This window comes from Allobosea spartocytisi (assembly GCF_014764685.1).
Lineage (GTDB): Bacteria > Pseudomonadota > Alphaproteobacteria > Rhizobiales > Beijerinckiaceae > Allobosea > Allobosea spartocytisi.
Genome location: NZ_JACXWY010000006.1, coordinates 239,248 through 260,016, shown reverse-complemented (window position 1 = coordinate 260,016; position 20,769 = coordinate 239,248). Strand labels below are relative to the sequence as shown.

General features: G+C 67.5%; 13 protein-coding genes. 11 read left to right on the top strand and 2 right to left on the bottom strand.

All coding sequences use genetic code 11. The features are described 5' to 3' along the window. Positions 1–70: 70 nt before the first annotated feature. Positions 71–1,759, bottom strand: coding sequence for a M28 family metallopeptidase (locus tag IED13_RS12655; protein WP_191124369.1), 1,689 nt, complete (start codon positions 1,757–1,759; stop codon positions 71–73). Positions 1,760–1,821: 62 nt separating this feature from the next. Further along, positions 1,822–2,613: an IclR family transcriptional regulator gene (locus IED13_RS12650; protein ID WP_191124368.1), complete on the bottom strand. Its 792-nt coding sequence runs from the start codon at positions 2,611–2,613 to the stop codon at positions 1,822–1,824. A 208-nt stretch (positions 2,614–2,821) separates the two neighbouring features. On the opposite strand from IED13_RS12650, the gene IED13_RS12645 reads away from it, so the two are divergent. From IED13_RS12645 to IED13_RS12595, 11 genes are all read left to right on the top strand, one after another. Beyond that, entirely contained in the window at positions 2,822–3,646 is an 825-nt protein-coding gene (locus IED13_RS12645; RefSeq protein ID WP_210323596.1) for a polysaccharide deacetylase family protein, read from the top strand. Next, positions 3,643–4,440, top strand: a complete 798-nt coding sequence (locus tag IED13_RS12640; protein WP_191124366.1) for a polysaccharide deacetylase family protein — start codon at positions 3,643–3,645, stop codon at positions 4,438–4,440. The genes IED13_RS12645 and IED13_RS12640 overlap by 4 nt, the downstream gene beginning before the upstream one ends. 1 nt (position 4,441) lies before the next feature. Beyond that, a complete protein-coding gene (locus IED13_RS12635; protein WP_191124365.1) occupies positions 4,442–5,992 on the top strand; it encodes an ABC transporter substrate-binding protein in 1,551 nt (516 codons plus the stop codon). 71 nt (positions 5,993–6,063) lie between these two features. Further along, entirely contained in the window at positions 6,064–7,761 is a 1,698-nt protein-coding gene (locus IED13_RS12630) for a M20/M25/M40 family metallo-hydrolase (RefSeq protein ID WP_191124364.1), read from the top strand. Between the two features lie 63 nt (positions 7,762–7,824). Beyond that, positions 7,825–9,417 (top strand): ABC transporter substrate-binding protein, encoded by a 1,593-nt coding sequence (locus IED13_RS12625; protein ID WP_191124363.1) that lies wholly within the window; start codon positions 7,825–7,827, stop codon positions 9,415–9,417. Between the two features lie 36 nt (positions 9,418–9,453). Continuing rightward, a complete protein-coding gene (locus IED13_RS12620) occupies positions 9,454–10,395 on the top strand; it encodes an ABC transporter permease (RefSeq protein ID WP_113252252.1) in 942 nt (313 codons plus the stop codon). A 32-nt stretch (positions 10,396–10,427) separates the two neighbouring features. Continuing rightward, a complete protein-coding gene (locus tag IED13_RS12615; RefSeq protein WP_191124362.1) occupies positions 10,428–11,276 on the top strand; it encodes an ABC transporter permease in 849 nt (282 codons plus the stop codon). Between the two features lie 198 nt (positions 11,277–11,474). Further along, complete coding sequence (locus IED13_RS12610; protein WP_051988302.1) at positions 11,475–12,959, top strand: efflux transporter outer membrane subunit; 1,485 nt, start codon at positions 11,475–11,477, stop codon at positions 12,957–12,959. Further along, positions 12,956–14,419: an efflux RND transporter periplasmic adaptor subunit gene (locus IED13_RS12605; protein ID WP_191124361.1), complete on the top strand. Its 1,464-nt coding sequence runs from the start codon at positions 12,956–12,958 to the stop codon at positions 14,417–14,419. The genes IED13_RS12610 and IED13_RS12605 overlap by 4 nt, the downstream gene beginning before the upstream one ends. A gap of 13 nt (positions 14,420–14,432) precedes the next feature. Next, a complete protein-coding gene (locus IED13_RS12600) occupies positions 14,433–17,597 on the top strand; it encodes an efflux RND transporter permease subunit (RefSeq protein ID WP_038365703.1) in 3,165 nt (1,054 codons plus the stop codon). Next, positions 17,594–20,743: an efflux RND transporter permease subunit gene (locus IED13_RS12595; RefSeq protein WP_191124360.1), complete on the top strand. Its 3,150-nt coding sequence runs from the start codon at positions 17,594–17,596 to the stop codon at positions 20,741–20,743. The genes IED13_RS12600 and IED13_RS12595 overlap by 4 nt, the downstream gene beginning before the upstream one ends. The last annotated feature ends 26 nt before the right edge of the window (positions 20,744–20,769 follow it).

Genomic DNA, 20,769 nt, shown 5'->3' with positions numbered 1-20,769 from the left:
GCCCACGCCGGCAAGATGCCGACGAGGAGCAGCGCGGCATCATCAGAGGAAACGGGCGGTTCTCGCCCGGTCACGTCGACCCGCGCACTACGGACAAGGCTTCCCGCAAAGCATGGCTCAGCCTGTTGCGCGCCCGCACGGCATCGACAGCCGCGAAACGGCCCTCGTCGCCCTCGGGGGCCGAAGCCAGGCGCCTGATCGCATCCAGAACCGGCCAGGGCGAAAGCGCGAGCGCGGGATCGTGAACGAAGCGATCGCCGGCCGTGTAATCCAGCGGCACCAGAACGCGGCTCAGGCGCATCAGGACCTGATCATGCGTCGCCGGGTCCAGCTCTCCCCGCCTCAATCGCACGAGAGCATCGGCGAGCGATCCCGCCGCCTCCAAGGTCTCGCCAAGATCGAAGCGACCGCCCAAGCGGCCCGAGAGATCCTCCAGTTCCTGCGCGAGCTTGGAGATCTGGGCGGAGTAATCCAGCGGCAGCCGGGACTGGGTAAGCAGGTTCAGGACCACCCGGAGCACGACCCGAGTGTCGCGAACGAGGAAATCCGGGTCGATCTTGTCGATGAGATCGTGCTCGGTGTGCCACCACCAGCCGAGATCGTTCCGCATCTTGACCTCGCCCGGCTCCTGCAGACTGAGGCTGCCGAAGACGGAGGGGATCCCGACCCCGGGAAAGGAATCGTCGGCGGAACGGGCCTTGCGCCGTCCGGCCAGTTTCTGGCCGGTTTCGGCCGCGATCGCCGCCGCCGCGATGTCGTAGAGACCGCCGGCCGAACCGGTCCGGGTCAGGTCCTGCCCGCCGATGCCGCCGGGGCTGTCGAGATTGACATGGGCAGCGCAGCGGGCGTCGAGCTCCGTCCAGTGGTTGTCGGCATACCAGGCCGAGCCCGAATAGCGCCCCTGCGAATGGCCCGACCAGAAGCAGATGCGCAGGCCGCGCTTCCAGTCCCGCCGCGCCTCCATGCACAGGCGCACGACTTCCAGCATCGCGATATTGGCGGAGCCGTTGTCCATGACGCCCTGGAACCAGGTGTCGACATGGCAGGAGAGCAGAATGAAGGGCTCTTCGGGTTTCCCGGAAGACGGCATGTCGCCGACGAGAAGGGGCGTCTTGCGCCAGCCGGTATCGACCTCGGCGTAGAGCGTCACCTCGCTCGCGCCTGCGCTCAGCCCCTCGCGCAAGGCGCGGCCATCGTCGTTGCTGACAGTGACGGCGACCACCTGCGGCAGGGCCGCGCGCGTCTGTGTGGACGGGCTCCCCCAGATCGGCGAGATGCACATCTCATGCAGGAGATGATGCGGGCTGATTTGGACCACCCCGATCGCGCCGGCCGCTGAAGCCAGCGCAGCGACGGCCGGGCTGGCGATACCGTCGACCAGAACGATCCGCCCAGCGACTTCCCTCCCCGCGAAGGCTTTGCGCGAACCGTCGCCGAGATCGACGAGGAGGCCCGTCAGGCCGCCTTGCGGCGAGGACAGCGACATCGCATGCGTGATGGCAGGAACCGTTCGCTCGCCGATAACGAGCCGGGCCGGCCCGGGAATGCTGATATAGGCGTCGTGAGAGATCAGGCGGGTCTTCAACCCGATCTCGTCGAGCTGCTGCTTGAGCCAAGCGAAGCTCGAGGCTTCGCCCGGGGTCGTCGCGACCTTCGACCATTGGGCGAGCGTCTTCAGCCCGGCCATCATGCGTTGCGCGGAGACCGCGCCCGGAACCGCGCTTTCGACGGCGCCATCGGATTGTGTTGCCAGGGCCATGTCGATGGCATCCTTGTCGTTGTAAGCGGGTTCGATCGTGGAAATCGCTGGTTTCAGCCGCATCAAACTGCAGTCCGTGCCCCGCCGAGCAGGGCGGAAAGCTCGCGCGCGGCGCTGCGCACGGTTTCGATGTGGTTCGGCAGCAGGCTGTCGCTGACGCGTCCGGTCGGCGCCCCGATATGGATGGTGGCGATGATTTTGCCGTCGCGCCCCATCACGGGCGCCGAGATCGAGATCAGGTCCGGGCTGACCTCGCCATGGCTGACGTAATAGCCCTGCTCGCGGACCGCCGCGAGAATCTGCCTGAGACGTTCGGGATCCACGCAGGTCCGCTCGGTGAACGCCTTCAGCGGCTCGCCGAGCACCGATTCGCGAAACGCTTCGTCCTGAAACGCCAGGAGAACGACACCTGAACCGGCATGCATCGGCCGGCTGCCGCCGATATTCGCCAGAACCTTGACCGCCCTGTCGGGCTCCCAACCGGCGACGCAGAGACTGTTCCGGCCGTCCCGGACGCGAAGCTGAACCGTCTCGCCGGTATCGCTGCCGAGCCTGGCGACGATCGGGGCCGCCACTCTGGCGATGTCGATCTGCCGTTCCGCCGCATTGCCGACGGCCACGGCCGCGAGGCCCAATCGGTAGCTGCGCTTTTCGGTCGAACAGCTGACGAAGCCATTGGCCTCGAGGCTGCACAGGAGTCGATACACGCGAGCCTTGCTATGGCCGGATCTGCGCGTGATCTCCGACAATCCGAGATCCGGCGTTTCCGCGATCAGCATCAGCAGTCCGAGCGCCGCGTCGACGGCATCGACCCGGTACTGCTCGATCTCCCTGGGCGGTGCCGCGCTCGTCATCGGCTCTCCTCTTGCTCGGCTTGCCCGGCCTCCGGGCCGGCGGATTCAACGAATCCGGCCATAACACAGTTCGATTGGTTCACTCAATGAACCATCGGTTCAATAATTTGACATCAGCGCTTCACCGACGCAAGGTCTCGCGAACTCGACCTTTGGCGGCAGCCCGAACATGGCCGCAGTCAAAGGGATCGGAGGGGAACGAAAGCCGATGGCTTCACACGCAACAGAACCCGTCCGCGGGATCGAATGGCCTGACCGGGCCCGCGCGATCGTCTGCGTCACAATCCATGTCGACGGCCCGGCGGTCGAAGCCGGTCGCGGGCAGAACGATTTGGGCGTCAACAGCCGCGGCCGCTACGCGCTGCGGCGCGGTATCCGCCGCTATCTCGACATGCTCGACCGCCATGCGATCAAGGCGACCTTCTTCTGCTGCGGCTACGACGCCGAGCATTGGCCGGAACCGTTTCACGAGATCCACCGGGCCGGTCACGAGATCGCGGCGCATGGCTACCAGCATGAGGGCTTCGACCTCGGCGAGCGCGAGCCCGAGCTTCTCGAAAAGACCCACGACATCCTCGCGGCCCTCGGTCAGGCCCCGGTGGGTTGGTGCTCGCCCTCGGGACGCAAGAGCCGCCTGACGCTGCCGACGCTGCGCCGCCTCGGCTACATCTACGATGCGAGCGAGAAGGACGAGGACATCCCCTATCTGCTGGAGGATGGCTTCATGATCCTGCCGAACAACACCGTCTCGCTCGACGATTTCCCGATGTATTTCTCGGGCGGCGCCTCGGCGGCGGAAGTCGAGCGCAATTTCGTCCAGGAGCTCGACGCCGCGCTCGGCCGCGACGGTTACGTCCACCTGACGGTCCATCCGCGCGCAGGCGGTGGTTCCGGAACCCCGGCACGGGCAGCTGCCGTCGACCGCTTCCTCGCCTATGCCAAGGCGACGCCCGGCGTGCGTTTCATGACCTGCCGCGAACTGGCGGAATATTGCCTGGGCGATGCCGCGCGCTGGCAGGATGCGCGCTCATGAGCGGCGCCCTCCTGATCACCGTGAACGTGCACGGCATCGGGCCGGAGGCGGCCGGCGCGCCCGAGGCCGAGCTGTTCGGCCGCGATGCGCATGGTCGCTACACCTATCGGATCGGCCTTGCGCGGGTGCTCGACGCGCTCGGCGAATACCGTCTGCCCGCCACCCTCTTCTGGCCGGCCATGGAGGCCGAAAGACTGCCTCGGCTGGTCGAGCGCTGCCTCCGCGAGGGTCATGAGATCGCCAGCCATGGCCGGGCCTTCGAGGATCACGCCAAGCTCGGGCGCGACGAGGAGATGTCGATCATCGGCGAGGCGCATGAAACGCTCAGGCGCCTGAGCGGCGTCGCTCCGCGCGGCTTTCGGGCCCCGACCGGCACGCTCTCGCAGAACACGATCCCGATCCTGCAAGCCCTTGGATATCATTACGATTCGAGCTTCCTCGACGACGATAGCCCCTATGCGCTCACCCAATATGGCGGGCATGGCATGGTCGAGCTTCCGGTCTCGGAAGGCCTGACCGACGCGACGCATTTCCGCCGGCGCGTCACGCAGGACCGGGCGGAAGACCTCATGCGCGAGGAGCTCGCGGCGCTTCTCGCGGTCGATGGCTATGCCTGCCTCACCTTCCATCCGCGCGCCGATATCGGGGTCGGCCGGCTTGCCCGCCTGCCCCTGATCGAACGCCTCGCCAGACTGGCCGAAAAGCAGGGTGCCCGACCCGGCCTCTGCGGTCAGCTGGCGGAGCAAATCCACGCCGGACGCGCGGCAAACCAGATCGAGAACGTCGGAGACTGAGATGCGAGCTATTGCGGTTCTGACCCTCGGATTGAGCGCCTTCGCGGCAGCCGGAAGCGGGGCGCATGCCCAGACGCTGCGGACGATGCTCACCTCCGACATTCGCGGCGTCATGCCGGGACGCAGCCCGGACACCGCGACCGGCAGCGTCCTTCAGAACATCTATGAGGGGCTGGTCGCCTGGCGGGCCGACGGCAGCGTCGCTCCGATGCTGGCTGAGAAGATCGAGACCTCGGACGACGGCAAGACCTACACCTTCACTCTCCGCGAGGGCGTGAAATTCCATAACGGCGCCCCGCTGACGGCCAAGGAAGTGGTCTGGACCTGGGAACGCTTTCTCGATCCCAAATCCGCGTGGCCCTGCCGTGGCGCCTTCAACGGAACCAACGCGACCAAGATCGAGTCGGTGAAGGCGCTCGATGATCGCCGCGTCGCGTTCCAGCTCGCCGAACGAAGCGGATCCTTCCTGAGCGCGATGGCGCGCGCCGACTGCGACTCCGCCGGCATCGCCCATCCGGACGCGGTCGACGCGAACGGCAACTGGACGACGGCGATCGGCACCGGCCCGTTCAAGATGACGGAATGGCGCAAGGGCCAATATGTCGAGCTCAGCCGTTTCGCCGATTACAAATCCCGCAGCGAGCCGTCGGACGGGCTCGCCGGCGCCAAGGAAGCCAAGGTCGAAAAGGTCAGGATCAATCTGGTTCCCGACGCGCAGGTCGCCAAGCTCGGCATCCTGCAGGGCCAGCTCGACCTCTGGACCGATGTCGACGCGGCCTCGATCAAGGATTTCGCCAACGACAAGAACGTCACCGTGACGACCACGCCGGTCGCCGGCATCTATACGATCCCGCTCCAGTCGCGCGATCCGGTGCTTGCCGATCCTCGGATCCGCCAGGCGATCAGCCACGCCATCGACCGGAAAAGCCTGGCAAAGGCCGTTCTGGACGATGAAAGCATTGCTTCCCCCTCGCTGATCCCGCTGACCAGCCGCTTCTATGGCCAGGTCGAGCGAGACGGCGCCGAATACGATCCCGACAAGGCGCGCGCCCTGATCAAGGCCTCCGGCTACAAGGGCGATCGCATCGTCCTGATCACGAGCAAGGCCTCGCCGATCATGAGCGATACGGCGATCTATCTCCAGTCGATGCTGCAGGCCGTCGGCCTCAACGTCGATGTCGAGATCATGGAGTTCGCCACCCAGTTCGAGCGCTTCTACAGCGGGCGCTACCAGATGATGGTCTGGAACCTCACGCCCTATCTCGACCCGCTTTTCATCGTCGAGCGCTTCACCGGCGACAAGGCGCGCCAGCCCGACAAGGTCTGGGACAGCCCGGCCTCGAAGGAGCTGCTGAAGAAGCTCGTCCTCGCCGACGACCAGCAGGACAAGCAGGCGCTTTATGACGAGGTGCATCGCCTGCAGATGAGCGAGGCGCCGCTGATCGTCTGGGGCACGCGCGCCACGACGATCGCCGTCCGCAAGAACGTCTCCGGCTTCCAGCCCTGGCCCGGTCAGAAGCCGCGCTACTGGAACGTCTCCGTCACCCCCTGACGGCCGCCGAAGCCGAGGTCGCGGCAAGGCCGTGACCTCGCGGATCGATCACGATACCGGCCGAGGGCCACATGACGAGCACGATACTGACCGACCCGGCGACTGCTGGAATTTCATCCGAGCGATTGCAGCGGATCGTCGTCAATCTGGCCGCGCTGGGCCGGAAACTACCCGGTTCCGAGCGCGCCGATGCGGCCTGCCGCTATATCAGCGCGCAACTGGCGTCGTCCGACATCACGCAGGACGTCCTGGAATTCGATGCTTTCATCAGTTGGCCGGAGAAGGCATCGCTGACCGTCGGCGGCCAGACGCTTCCCGCCAATGGCGCGGCCTTCACGGCCTCGACGCAACCCGGAGGCCTCACCGGCCGTGTCACCCGCTCGCTCGAGCCCGGCGAACTGCAAGGTGCCTTCCTGCTGATCGACGGTTTGCCGCGCTACGACGCCTGCATGAGCGCGCAGCGAGCCGGCGCGCTCGGCGTCATAGCGCTATCGCACGGTCCGCAGCGTCACTACGTCCAGGCCTCGCCGCTCTGGGGAGCCCCGACAGGTCCGGCCGATCTTGCGCTGCTGCCCACCGTTCCTGCGATTCAGGTATCCCGCGACGCGGCGGAGATTATTGAGCGTGCTGTCGCGGCAGGCACGCCCGTCACGATGGACAGCGAGATCCGCACGGAATGGCGCCCGGTGAAGCAGCCGGTGGCGGAGATCGAAGGCCGCGAGCCCGGCTACATCCTGCTCGGCGCGCATTACTGCACCTGGGGCGATGGCGCGACCGACAACACGGCCGGCGTCGCCCTGCTGATCGAGCTCGCGCGTCTCCTGAAGCAGCAGCCGAAACCCCGCTACGGCGTGAAATTCGCGTTCTGGACCGGGCATGAGCAGGGCGGCTATGCAGGCTCGTCCTGGTATGCGGATGCGTTCCGCGACTCCCTCTACAACGACGCCATCGCCTATCTGAACGTCGACATCGTCGGCAGCCGCGGCGGCACGACCAAGGCGCTGCGGAACACCACGGCCGAGCTCGCCGCCTATGTCCGGCAGGTGCTCGATGCGACCATCGGCAAGCAGACGCCGGAGGAAGAGGAATTCGTCGACCGTTCGGTCAAGCGCCTCGACCCCTATATCGACCCGCGTCGTTCGGCCCGCAATTCCGACCAGAGCTTCAGTGGCATCGGCCTGGCGACCGCCCAGGTCAGCGCCTTCCTGCCCGCCGCCAGCCCCGAGCACCTGCACGGCAGCGGGCTGGCCTGGTGGTGGCATACCGATCAGGACACGATCGAGCATATGGATGCCGAGATCCTGGCGGTCGACACGCTGATCTATCGCAATCTCGTCGCAGGGCTGGTGGACGCGCCCGCGCTCCCCTTCAGGCCCGCGGCCATGGCCGAGGACGTGCTCGCGGGCCTGCGCGCCTATCATGAAGCCGCGCCGAATTGCGAGGACATCACGCGCCTGACCGGCCTCGCCGAGCGGCTGGCGGATGTGCTGCGCGGCTGGCAGCCGACCGGCGCCGATGATCCGCTGCTGCTGCGGCTCGGGCGCCATCTCAACCCGGTGCTTTATCATGCGCGCAGCGCCTTCGAGTTCGATCTCGGCCGGGCCAGCCGCATCCTGCCGGGACTGGCGCCGGCCCTGACGCTCGCTCGTCTGGAGCCCGACGCCGCGCGGATGGCACGGGCGCAACTGCGGCAACGCGCGAACCGCATCGCCCATGGGCTCTCGCGCGCCATCGAGCTGATCGAAGGCAGGGCCGCCAAAGCGCTCTGATGTTCCGATTTTGATCCAATGACAGCCGCGTTCGACGCGGTGCGACACGAAAAGGGGACCATCATGGACCGACGCAGTTTCATGAAGGCCGGCGCCGCCGCGGCTCTGGCGGGGATCAGCGCGCCTGCGCTTTCGCAGTCATCCCGGCAGAAGGTGCTGCGCTTCGTGCCCTACACGGACCTGACCATCTTCGATCCGATGTGGTCGACCGTCGATATCACCCGCGACTACGGCTACATGATCTACGACACGCTGTTCGGGCTGGACGCGAATTTCCAGCCGCAGCCGCAGCTCGCCGAAGGCTTCCTGTGGGGCGATGACGGCCGCAGCTGCACGATCACCCTGCGCAGCGACATCACCTTCCATGACGGCGAGCCGATCCGGGCCCGCGATTGCGTCGCGAGCCTGAAACGCTGGTCGCAGGCCGCCCCGATGGGTGCGACGCTGTTTGCGCTGACCGACGAGCTCGTCGCGATCGACGACCGCACCTTGCGCTTCCGGTTGAAGCGTCCCTTCCCGATCCTCCCGGCGATCCTCGGACAGCTCAGCGCGCCGGTGCCCTTGATCATGCCCGAGCGCGTCGCGCAGACGGATGTGAAGACGCAGATCACCGACAGGACCGGATCGGGGCCCTTCAGGTTCAAGGCCGATGAGTTCCAGCTCGGCAATCTCGCCGTCTTCGAGAAATTCCAGGGCTACAAGCCGACGCCGAACACCGCGAGCGGCCTCACCGCCGGACCCAAGATGGTCCATTTCGACAGGGTGGAATGGCGCCGCATCCCCGATGCGGCGACGGCCGCCGCAGCCCTCCAGACGGGCGATGTCGACTGGATCGGCGGCCCGACCTCCGAGACGGTCGAGCTGCTTGCAGGCTTCAAGGATATCGACCTGCCACGGCTCGAGGACATCCCCTCGATGGCGATGATGCGGCTCAACGCCCTCAACGCTCCGTTCGACAACAAGAAGATCCGTCAGGCGCTGCTTCCGGCCATCGACCAGGCGGAATTCTGCATGGCGGTGGCCGGCACCAATCCGCAGAACTTCGCGACGGGCACCGGCTTTTTCCCGCCCGGAACCGCACTGGCCAGCGAAGCCGGGCTCGACCCTCTGAAAGGGCCGCGCAGCATCGAGAAGGCCAGGCAACTGCTGAAGGAGGCCGGCTACGCCAATGAGCGTGTCAGGCTGCTCGGCGCCGCCGACAGCCCGGCCTCGACCACGCCCCTGGCCCAGGTTGCGGCGGACATGTTGGGCAAGCTCGGCCTGAACCTCGATATCGCGCTGCTCGACAACGCCTCGGTCGCGCAGCGCCGTCGCTCGGAGGAGCCGGTCGACAAGGGCGGCTGGTCGATGAGCTGCTGGCTCTTCCCGGGCAGCTGGTTCGTCGATCCCGGTACGAACATCATGCTGCGCGGCAACGGCCGCAACGCCTGGTTCGGCTGGCCGACGATCCCCAAGCTGGAGGAGCTCCGCGACGCCTGGCTGAATTCGCCCTCGCCCGACGAGCGCAAGCGCATCGCCCAGGAGATGCAGGTCGTGGGCATGGACGAGCTGCCGGCGATCCCGCTCGGCGCCATCTATCGGCAGACCGCGCTGAAGAAAGACCTCGTCGATCGCGTGCGCACCGCCACCGTGTTCTGGAACATCCGTCGTGGCTGACGCGGTCACTCTCCCCGGCGTGCAGCAGGTGATCCAATGCTCGCCTATATCGTGAAGCGCATCCTGGCGACGATTCCGGTCATGCTGGTCGTCGCCCTGACGGTGTTCTCGTTGCTGTTCCTGGCGCCCGGCGACCCCGCCACGATGATCGCCGGCGACCAGGCCTCGGCCGCCGATATCGACCGCATCCGGCAGAGCCTGGGGCTGGATCAGTCTTTCCTGGTCCAGTTCGGCAGCTGGCTCTGGCGCCTCGTCCATTTCGATCTCGGCAACTCGGTCTTCACCGGCCAGCCGGTGACGTCGCTGATGGCGGAGCGGGTCGGCCCGACGCTGTCGGTGATGCTGCTGACCCTCATCCTGTCGATCGCGATCGCCGTCCCGCTCGGTGTCGTCGCGGCCTGGAAGAGCGGAAGCTGGATCGACCGCGCGATCATGAGCGTCTCCGTCGTCGGCTTTTCGGTGCCGCTCTTCGTGGTCGGATACATCCTCGCCTGGGTCTTCGCCCTGAAGCTGCAATGGCTGCCACCGCAGGGCTACACGCCGCTTTCCGAGGGCGTCTGGCCCTGGCTGCAGCGATTGATCCTGCCCGCGATCACGCTCGGCTTCGTCTATATCGTCCTGATCGCCCGGATCACGCGGGCATCCATGCTCGAAGTGCTGCAGCAGGACTATGTCCGGACGGCCCGCGCCAAGGGGCTGGGACCTCGCAAGGTCCTCTTCCTCCACGCGCTCAAGAATGGCGCGGTCCCGGTGATCACCGTCATCGGCATCGGCTTCGCCGCCCTGATCGGCGGCACGGTAGTCACCGAAACCGTTTTCACCATCCCCGGAATGGGGCGATTGACCGTCGATGCCATCCTCCGCCGCGACTACCCGGTCATCCAGGGGCTCGTGCTGGTGTTCTCCTTCGTCTACGTGCTCGTCAACCTGGCCGTGGACCTCATCTACACGCTCGTCGATCCGAGGATCCGCTATTGAGCTCGTCCACATTTCACGCCGGGGCCGCATCCATGCGCGCGGAGGGCTCGCGGCTTTCGGCGGCCCTCAAGCAGATGCAGCGGCACCCGACGATCCCGTTCGGCGCGACCGTGCTCGTAGCCATGGTCGCGATGGCGATCTTCGCTCCCCTGCTCGGCACGATCGACCCGACCGCGACGTCGCTGGCGCGCCGGCTGCGCGAGCCCTCGGCCCAGTTCCTCTTCGGCACCGACATGCTCGGGCGCGATCTCTATTCGCGCGTTCTGTATGGCGCCCGCATCTCGCTGCTGGTCGGGTTCTCCGTCGCGGTGCTCTCCTCGATCGGAGGGCTCTTTCTGGGTTTGATCGCGGGCTTCATCAAGCGGGTCGACGTCGTCGTCATGCGGATCATGGACGGCCTGATGTCGATCCCCTCCATGCTCCTGGCGATCGCGCTGATGGCTTTGACGAAAGGCTCGGTCATCAACGTGATCGTCGCCCTGACCATCGTCGAGATCCCGCGCGTGACCCGGCTCGTCCGCTCGACGGTGCTCTCCTTGCGCGAACAGCCCTATGTCGAGGCCGCGATCGCCGCCGGGGCGAGCACGCCGAGAATCATCGTCCGCCACATCCTGCCGAACTCCCTGTCGCCGCTGATCGTCCAGGCGACCTATATCTGCGCGGCCGCCATGGTCACGGAGGCTGTGCTCTCCTTCATCGGCGCCGGCACACCGCCGATCACGCCCTCCTGGGGTAACATCATGGCCGAGGGGCGCACACTCTGGCAGCTCAAGTTCTATATCGTCCTGATCCCGGCGGCGTTTCTCTCGGCAACGGTCCTCGCCGTCAATCTGCTCGGGGACGGCTTGCGCGACGCTCTTGATCCCCGGCGGATCTATTGAGAGCTCTCAGGCATTCCGGCCAATTTCCGGATCGCGGACACTGTTCCGGTCGAATCCCCCACCTCTAGTCGGCCGCGCGCAGTCGCAGGCGCGAACATGAAGAGAAATTCACTTTCTCTTGTCGGCCGTTCAAACTAGAAGCAGCGTCTGTTGCGTCGTGTTCCGCGTTCTTTTTGATCGAGGCTGGAGAAGAGCGGAATGGTGCCGGGCTACAGGCGTGATCTTGCGGGACACGCGGTCGGACGTTCCCTCTCCCGCCTCGCCTGCGCCGCTGCCGCCGCCATCGGCCTGGGAGCCTGCCTGCCGGCAGATCAGCGCCCGGAACTGGGCGTCGCCGTCACGCCCGGTTACGCCGCGGGAGAGCGCCGTGCCGCGCCGGCCGTTTCGCCGGACTGGCCGCGCCTGTTCCGGTCGAGCGAGCTGAACAGGCTGGTCGATCGAACGCTCGGGGAGAATTTCGACATCGCCATCGCCATGACGCGAATCAGGCAGGCCGATGCGCAGTCACGCATTTCGGCCGCAGCGCTCTACCCCACGCTGAGCGGCTCGGTCGACGGCTCGCGCAGCCTGCGGCCGGGTACGCTGAGCTCCAAGCGCGGACCGTTCAGCGAGAGCGTCGGCAATCAGTTCAGCCTCGGCCTCTCGGCGAGCTATGAACTCGACTTCTGGGGCAAGAACCGCGCGACCGCCGATGCGGGCCGCTTCGCCGCCGAGGCGACGCGCTTCGACCGCGACGTGGTGGCGCTCACTGCCGTCGCCAGCGTAGCGAGCACCTATTTCCAGGTTCTGGCGGCGCAGGACCGGCTGACCATCGCCCGCGAGAACATCGCGGCCGCTGAGCGGACGCTCGCCGTCATCCGCGCCCGGCTCGCTGTGGGCACCGCCACCCAGCTCGACATCGCCCAGCAGGAGAGCGTCGTCGCGCAGCAGAAGGCCTCGGTGCCCCCGCTGGAACTCTCCCTGCGCCAGGCCAAGGTCACGCTTGCCGTGCTGGTCGGCGAGACGCCGGCCGCCGTCGCGATCAAGGGCGGCAGCCTGAACGCGGTCGCTGTGCCCTCCGTGCGCGCCGGCCTGCCCTCGCAGCTGCTGCAGCGCCGGCCGGACATCGCCGAGGCCGAGGCGCGCCTGACCTCGCAGGAAGCGACGCTCCACGCCGCCCGCGCGGCTCTGTTCCCGAGCATTAGCCTGACCGGACAGGGCGGCCTCGAAAGCGCATTGCTGAAGAACCTGCTGCGCCCCGACGCGGCCTTCGCCTCGGCCGCGGCGGGGCTGGTGCAGCCGATTCTCGATGGCGGCAATCTCAAAGCCAGGGTGGAACTGGAGCGGGGCACGGCCGACGAGCTGATCGCGACCTATCGCAAGACCATCGTCAGCGCCTTCGCCGATGTCGAAAATGCCCTGATCGCCATCCAGGAGAACACCCGCCACGAACGCCTGCAGGCGGACACGGTCGCCTCCGCCCGGCGCGCCTACACCATCACGGAGCAGAGGCTGCGCGAGGGCACCATCGACATCGTCACGCTGCTGAACACCCAGCAGACCCTGTTCCAGGCGCAGGACCAGCTCTCGCAGATCAAGCTCCAGAAGCTGATCTCCTATGTCGACCTGTTCAAGGCGCTGGGCGGCGGCTGGACCGACGCCGACCGCAAGGCCGCCATCGCCGCCACCGAGACCGCGCCATGAAACGGCTTCTGCTCATCCTGCTGCTCGCCGCGGCCGCCTGGGGGTGGCACAGCTACAATGGCGGCTGGCTGCCTTCCAGCGGGGACAGCGAGGCGGCCCAGGGCCAGCGCGGCGGGCGGCGTGGCGCTCGTCTGGGCGGCAACGAAGGAGCCATCCCCGTCATCGCGACCCCTGCCCGCCGTGACGACGTTCCGGTCACCGCCGATGCGGTCGGCACGATCCAGGCCCTGAACACCGTGACCGCCCGCACGCAGGTCGACGGCCGGCTGCTCGAAATCGCCTTCAAGGACGGGCAGGACGTCAAGAAGGGCGACGTGCTGGCGAAGATCGACCCTGCGACCTATCAGGCGCAGTACGACCAGGCCATGGCCAAGAAGGCGCAGGACGAGGCGCAGCTCGCCAATGCCCGCGCCGATCTCGAACGCTACGCCAAGCTCGCCCAGACCGATTATGGCTCGCGCCAGCAGGCCGACACCCAGCGCGCCACGGTGGCGCAGCTCGAGGCGCAGGTTCGCTCCGACCAGGGCGCGATCGACAACGCCAAGGCCATTCTCGACTACACCACGATCCGCGCGCCGATCGACGGCCGCCTCGGCATCCGGCAGGTCGACCAGGGCAATATCGTGCGCGCTTCGGACACGAACGGCCTCGTCGTCATCACCCAGCTCAAACCGATCGCCATGATCTTCAACCTGCCGCAGCAGCAGCTTCGCGCCGTCAGCGCGGCCGTCGCGCGCGGGCCGGTCGAGGTCGATGCTCTCGACTCCGACGGCACGACGATCATCGACAGGGGCGTCGTCGAGGTCATCGACAACGTCGTCGACCAGACCACCGGCACCATCAAGGTCAAGGCGCGCTTCCCGAACGACCGGCTCCAGCTCTGGCCCGGCCAGTTCGTCAATGTCCGGGTCTTCGTCGACATGCTGAAGAACGTCGTCGTCGCGCCGACCGCCGCAGTCCAGCGCGGGCCGAACGGAGCTTACGTCTTCGTGGTCAACGACGACGAGACGGTCCGCCTCGTCAATGTCACGGTCGGCCAGCAGAATGAGACGACGGCCGTGATCGCCTCGGGCGTCGAGCCGCCGGCGAAGCTCGTCACCACTGGCTTCGCACGCCTGACCGACAAGGCCAAGGTCCGCGTCACCACCCCCGAGGACGCCGCCCAGCCGCCGGCCACCGCGCCCGGCCGACGCGGCGTGCGCGAGCCCGGGCAAGGACAGGGGCAGCGCCGGCAAGGCGATCAGGCCGGCGGCAATGCGGCGGGCGCGGGAGCGGGTTCCGCGGCTCCGGCGCCGGAGGCGCCGTCCGCACCGGCTACTGCGCCCTCGGCCGACGGTCAGCCGCGGCCGCGGCGGGACGGGGCGGCGCCAGGAGCCACGCGCCGCGAGGGCGGCCGGCCGAACGGCGAGGCTTCCCCCGGCGGCGGATCCGGGGCACAAAGACCGCAAGCGCAGCCATGACGGGGCAGCCGCGATGAGCGTGTCCGCGCCTTTCATCAGCCGGCCCATCGCGACCTCCCTGCTCGGCGTCGCCGTGCTGCTGTGCGGCATCCTCGGCTATCTGCGCCTGCCGGTCTCGGCCCTGCCGCAGGTCGATTTCCCGACGATCCAGATCACCACGCAATTGCCGGGCGCGAACCCTGAGACCATCGCCTCGCTGGTCACAGCCCCGCTGGAGCGCCAGTTCGGACAGATCCCCTCGCTCTCGACGATGTATTCGCAGAGCTCCTTCGGCCTCAGCCAGATCACGCTGCAATTCGATCTCGACCGCGACATCGACGCCGCCGCGCAGGACGTGCAATCGGCGATCAACGCAGCGGGCTCGACGCTGCCGCGCACCCTGCCCTACCCGCCGACCTACGCGAAGATCAATCCGGCCGATGCGCCGATCATGGTGCTGGCGCTGACTTCGGACACCGTCTCGCTGCGCCAGCTCAGCGACCTCGCCGACACGCTGCTGTCGCCGCGGCTCTCCGAGGTTTCCGGCGTCGGCCATGTCTCGATCGAGGGCGGCGTGCGTCCCGCCATCCGCATCCAGGCCGACCTTGCCAGGCTCGCCTCCTACGGGCTCGGCATGGAGGATCTACGCACCGCCATCGTCAACGCCAATGTCGCCGGCGCCAAGGGCGCGCTCGACGGCAACCATCAGGCCTACACGATCAGCGCCAACGACCAGATCGGCAGCGCCGCGGCCTATCGCGACATCGTCGTCGCCTATCGCAGCGGCGCCCCGGTCTTCCTGCGCGATGTGGCGGTGGTGCTGGAGGACCTCGAGAACAGCCGCATCGGCGCCTGGTTCCGCGGCAAGACGGCGGTGGTGATCGACGTCATGCGCCAGCCCGGCGCCAACATCGTCGCCACGGTCGCGCAGGTGAAGCAGGAAATTCCGCGCCTGAAGAACGGCATGCCGGCCGGCGTCGATCTGCAGGTGGTCAGCGACCGCACCGAGACGATCCGCGCCTCGATCGCCGACGTGCAGTTCACGCTGGTGCTCGCCTGCGCGCTGGTGGTGCTGGTCGTGCTGCTGTTCCTGCGGACGGTCCGGGGGACGATCATCGCCGGCGTCGCCCTGCCGCTGTCGCTGATCGCGACCTTCGCGGTGATGTGGCTTGCCGGCTTCAGCCTCGACAACCTCTCGCTGATGGCGCTGACCATCGGCACCGGCTTCGTGGTCGACGATGCGATCGTGATGATCGAGAACATCGTGCGCAATATGGAGCAGGGCAAGAAGCCGCTGCAGGCCGCCTATGACGGCGCGCGCGAGATCGGCTTCACCGTCATCTCGCTCACCGTCTCGCTCGTCGCGGTCTTCATCCCACTGCTGTTCATGACCGGTCTCGTCGGCCGGATGTTCCGCGAATTCGCCCTGACGCTGACCATCGCGGTGGTGGTCTCGGCAGTGGTCTCGCTGACGCTGACGCCGATGATGTGCGCCCGCCTGCTGCGCCATACCGGGCATGAGCGCGAGAACTGGCTCATGCGCGCGGCCGAATGGCCGGTCTCGGCGATGGCCCGGCTCTACGACGTGACGCTCGGCTGGGCGCTGAAGGCGCGCGGCCTCGTGTTGCTGGCGACCGTCGCGACCCTCGCGCTGACGGTGTGGATGTACATCGTCATTCCCAAGGGCTTCCTGCCGAGCCAGGATACCGGCCAGCTCAGCGTCGTCCTCGAAGCCTCACCCGACGTCTCCTTCAACGAGATGAAGCGGCTGCAGGAGCAGGTGACACAGACCTTCGAGCGGGACCCCGACGTCACCGGCATCGTCTCCGTGCTCGGCATCGGCCAGGCCAACGCCACGCTGAACACCGCCCGCCTGACCGTGACGCTGCGCCCCAAGGACGAGCGCCGCGACGACGCCGTGACGATCGCCGAACGGCTGCGGGCCGCGGCCGCCGCGATCCCCGGTGCCGTGACCTATGTCCAGCCGGTCCAGGACATCCAGATCACGACGCGCGCCAGCCGCTCGCAATATCAGTACACGCTGACCGGCGCCGACCAGGCGCAGGTGATGGAATGGGCACGCAAGCTCTCGGAAGCGCTGCGCCGCGAGCCGCTGGTGCGCAACGTTGCCAACGAGACGCAGGACGGGGGCTTGCGCGCCCATGTCGAGATCGACCGGGCCAAGGCGGGGCGGCTCGGCATCTCCATTCAGGCGGTGAACGACACGCTCTACGACGCCTTCGGCCAGCGCCAGATCGCGACGATCTACGAGCAGTCGAACCAGTACCGCGTGATCCTGGAGGCCGCGCCGCAATATCTGCGCGATCCCTCGTCGCTGACGAAGCTCTACGTCACCGGCAACACCAACACGCAGGGGCAGACCAACAGCGCTGGCAACACCACGGTGACGCAGAACAGCGTGCAGGTGCCGCTTTCCTCCTTCACACGCCTGATCCGCGAGACGGCGCCGCTCTCGATCGCCCATCAGGAGCAGTTTCCGGCCGCTACCGTCAGCTTCGACCTCGCGGCGGGCGCGGCTTTGGGCGATGCGGTCACGATGATCGCCGCCGTCGAGCGGGAAATCGGCATGCCGACCTCGATCTCGGGCAGCTTCAGCGCCGACGCGGCCGAGTTCAACCGCTCGCTCGCCAACCAGCCCTGGCTGATCCTGGCCGCCATCGTGACGATCTACCTGGTGCTCGGCGTGCTCTACGAGAGCTATGTCCACCCCTTCACGATCCTGACGACCCTGCCCTCGGCGGGCGTCGGCGCCCTGCTCGCGCTCATCGTGACCGGCCGCGAGCTCTCGATCGTGGCGCTGATCGGCATCATCCTGCTGATGGGCATCGTCAAGAAGAACGCGATCATGATGATCGACTTCGCGCTCGACGCCGAGCGCAACGAGGGCCTTTCGCCGGAAGACGCCATCGTCAAGGCCTGCCGGCTGCGCTTCCGCCCGATCATGATGACGACGCTCGCGGCTCTTTTCGGCGCCCTGCCCCTGGCGCTGGCGACCGGAACCGGCAGCGAATTGCGCCAGCCACTCGGCATCACCATCATCGGCGGCCTGCTGCTCAGCCAGTTGCTGACGCTCTACACGACGCCCGTGATCTACCTGGCATTGGAACGGCTGCGCCGGCGCCTCGGCGGCGGCCGTGACGGCGTCGTGCCATATCCGGGGCCGGAGGCGGCCGAATGAGCGCGGCGCCCGAGGAGGACAAGGGCTGGAAGACGGTGCGGGGTCTCTCCGACGCCTTCATCCTGCGCCCGGTCGGCACCGCGCTGATGGCGATCGGCCTCTTCCTCGTCGGCATGGTCGCCTACATGTTCCTGCCGGTGGCGAGCCTGCCGAGCGTCGACTTCCCGACGATCCGCGTCTTCGCCGGCCGCCCCGGCGCCGACCCCGCGACCATGGCCGGCAGCGTCGCCGCGCCGCTGGAGCGGCGGCTCGGCTCGATCCCCGGCGTCACCGAGATCACCTCGACGAGTTCGCTCGGCTCGACTCAGATCGTGCTGCAATTCGACCTGACGCGAAACACCGACAGCGCCGCCCGTGACGTGCAGGCGGCGCTCAACGCCGCCGCGACCGACCTGCCGGGCGACCTGCCGACACTGCCGCAATTCCGCAAGGCCAATCCCAACGCCGCCCCGATCCTGATCCTGGCGCTGACCTCGGACACGATGACGCCAAGCGCGATGTACGACGCGGCCGACACCGTCATCGCCCAGCGCATTTCCCAGGTCGAAGGCGTCGGCGAGGTCACGGTCGCCGGTGCCGAGCAGCCGGCGATCCGCGTGCGCCTCGACCCGGCCCAGCTTGCCGCCATGGGCCTGAGCCTCGACACGATCCGCACCGCCATCGTCAACGCCAATACGGTGTCCGCGGTCGGCTCCTTCGACGGGACGCACCAGAGCGAGACGCTCTCCGCCAACAACCAGATCCGGCAGCCGGAGGATTACGGCGACATCGTCGTGCGCTCGGCCAAGGGCACCGTGGTCCGGCTCGCCGATGTCGCGACGGTGGAGCGCGGCGTGCGCAACAGCCGCGCCGCCGGCTGGTACAACGGCAAGCCGGCCATCCTCATCACCATGACCAAGCAGGCCGACGCCAACGTCATCGACACGGTCGACCGGGTGAAGGCGCTGCTGCCCGAGATCCAGAAATGGGTGCCCGCCGGCATCCAGTTCTCGATCATGTCGGACCGCACGGTGACGATCCGCGCCTCGATCGCGGATATCCAGCACACGCTGCTGATCTCCATTGCCCTGGTGATGCTGGTCGTCTTCCTGTTCCTGCGGCGCACGACACTGACCGTCGCTGCCGGCGTCACCGTGCCGCTCTCGATCGCCGGCACCTTCGCGGCGATGTGGCTCGCCGGCTTCACGCTCGACAATCTCTCGCTGATGGCGGTGACGATCTCGGTCGGCTTCGTCGTGGACGACGCCATCGTCATGATCGAGAACATCGAGCGCAACGTCGCCCGCGGCCTGTCGCCCCTGCGCGCCGCCCTGCTTGGCGCCGGCCAGATCGGCTTCACCGTCGTCTCGATCAGCCTGTCGCTGATCGCGGCCTTCATTCCGCTCTTCTTCATGGACGGAGTGGCCGGCCGCTTCTTCCGCGAATTCACCCTGACGCTGACCTTCGCCATCCTGGTCTCGACGGCGGTCTCGCTCAGCGTCACGCCGATGATCTGCGCGCATTTCCTCAAGACCGGGCCGCATGTGCCGAGCCGCTTCGACCGGGCGGTGGAGAGCGTGCTCTCGGCGATGACGCGCTTCTATGCCAGCACGCTCAGGGTCGTGCTGCAGCATAGCTGGTTCATGCTGATCGTGATGATCGCGACGGTCGCGCTGACCGTGCAGATGTTCCGCAGCGCGCCGAAGGGCTATTTCCCTCAGGACGACACCGGCCTGATCATCGGCTTCACCCAGGCCTCGACCGACATCTCCTTCCCGGCGATGGCGCAGCTCCAGCAGCGGGGCGCGGCCGTCGTTGCATCGGATCCCGCGGTGCTCGGCGTCGCCTCCTTCATCGGCGGCGGCAGCGGCTCGGTCAATACCGGGCGCTTCTTCGTCAGCCTGAAGCCGCTGGAGGAGCGCGGCCTGAGCTCGGCGCAGGTGGTCAACCGCCTGCGCGGGCGCCTGGGCTCGATTCCGGGCCTGCGCATCTTCCTGACGCCGATCCAGGACGTCCGCGCCGGCGGGCGGCAGGGCCGCTCGCAATACCAGTTCACGCTCTGGGACCCGAACCTGCCCGAGCTGGAAGAATGGGTGCCCAAGGTGCTGGAGCGCCTGCGCACGCTGCCGGAGATCGTCGACGTCGCGACCGATCGCGAACAGGGCGGTCTGCAGGCCAATGTCGTGATCGACCGCAACAAGGCGTCGCAGCTCGGCGTCGCGATCCAGGACATCGACAACGTCCTGTCGGACGCCTTCAGCCAGCGCCAGATCTCGACGATCTACGGCGCGCGCAACCAGTACCGGGTCGTCCTCGAGGTCGCGCCCTCACGCAGCCGCGATCCGGGCGACATCCTCGATCTCTACGTGCCCGGCCGCAACGGCGCGCAGGTGCCGCTTCGCAGCCTCGTCAAGGTCGAGCGCGGCACGGCGCCGCTGGTCATCAACCATCAGGGCCAGTTCCCGGCGGTGACGATCACCTATGATCTCGCCCCCGGCGTCGGTTTGCAGGAGGCGAGCGACGCCGTGGTCGCCGCGGTCGAGGCGCTGCATATGCCGGCTTCGCTGCGCGCCGAATTCGCTGGCGACGCCAAGGCTTTCGCGCAAGGAGCCGGCAGCCAGGGCATGATGATCCTGGTCGCGATCCTCGCCGTCTACATCATCCTCGGCGTGCTCTATGAGAGCCTGATCCACCCGGTGACGATCCTCTCCACCCTGCCCTCCGCGGGCCTGGGGGCGCTGATCGCGCTGCGGATCGCCGGCGCCGATCTCACCATCATCGCCTTCATCGGCATCATCCTGCTGATCGGCATCGTCAAGAAGAACGGCATCATGCTGGTCGATTTCGCGATCAGCGCCGAGCGGCAGCGCGGCGAGACCCCGCGCGAGGCGATCTTCGACGCCTGCCTGGAACGCTTCCGGCCGATCCTGATGACGACGCTCTCGGCCATGCTCGGCGCGGTCCCTCTGATGATCGCAACAGGCCCCGGCGCGGAGCTGCGCCGCCCGCTCGGCATCACCATCGTCGGCGGCCTGATCCTCAGCCAGATCCTCACGCTCTACACGACCCCGATCATCTATCTCTGGATGAGCAAGCTGAGTGCCCGCCGGCGTCCGTCGGAGCAGGGATCGGCGGGGAGCCGCACCGACCAGGTCGAGGCGACCTGATCGACCATCCATTGCCCGGGCCCGTC

What these genes read in the sequence shown, in the direction of transcription:
- IED13_RS12620 (WP_113252252.1), top strand. Translation starts at nt 9,454, where the DNA reads ATGCTCGCCTATATCGTGAAGCGCATCCTGGCGACGATTCCGGTCATG.
- IED13_RS12650 (WP_191124368.1), bottom strand. Translation starts at nt 2,613, where the DNA reads ATGACGAGCGCGGCACCGCCCAGGGAGATCGAGCAGTACCGGGTCGAT.
- IED13_RS12625 (WP_191124363.1), top strand. Translation starts at nt 7,825, where the DNA reads ATGGACCGACGCAGTTTCATGAAGGCCGGCGCCGCCGCGGCTCTGGCG.
- IED13_RS12600 (WP_038365703.1), top strand. Translation starts at nt 14,433, where the DNA reads ATGAGCGTGTCCGCGCCTTTCATCAGCCGGCCCATCGCGACCTCCCTG.
- IED13_RS12595 (WP_191124360.1), top strand. Translation starts at nt 17,594, where the DNA reads ATGAGCGCGGCGCCCGAGGAGGACAAGGGCTGGAAGACGGTGCGGGGT.
- IED13_RS12615 (WP_191124362.1), top strand. Translation starts at nt 10,428, where the DNA reads ATGCGCGCGGAGGGCTCGCGGCTTTCGGCGGCCCTCAAGCAGATGCAG.
- IED13_RS12640 (WP_191124366.1), top strand. Translation starts at nt 3,643, where the DNA reads ATGAGCGGCGCCCTCCTGATCACCGTGAACGTGCACGGCATCGGGCCG.
- IED13_RS12610 (WP_051988302.1), top strand. Translation starts at nt 11,475, where the DNA reads ATGGTGCCGGGCTACAGGCGTGATCTTGCGGGACACGCGGTCGGACGT.
- IED13_RS12630 (WP_191124364.1), top strand. Translation starts at nt 6,064, where the DNA reads ATGACGAGCACGATACTGACCGACCCGGCGACTGCTGGAATTTCATCC.
- IED13_RS12645 (WP_210323596.1), top strand. Translation starts at nt 2,822, where the DNA reads ATGGCTTCACACGCAACAGAACCCGTCCGCGGGATCGAATGGCCTGAC.
- IED13_RS12605 (WP_191124361.1), top strand. Translation starts at nt 12,956, where the DNA reads ATGAAACGGCTTCTGCTCATCCTGCTGCTCGCCGCGGCCGCCTGGGGG.
- IED13_RS12635 (WP_191124365.1), top strand. Translation starts at nt 4,442, where the DNA reads ATGCGAGCTATTGCGGTTCTGACCCTCGGATTGAGCGCCTTCGCGGCA.
- IED13_RS12655 (WP_191124369.1), bottom strand. Translation starts at nt 1,759, where the DNA reads ATGGCCCTGGCAACACAATCCGATGGCGCCGTCGAAAGCGCGGTTCCG.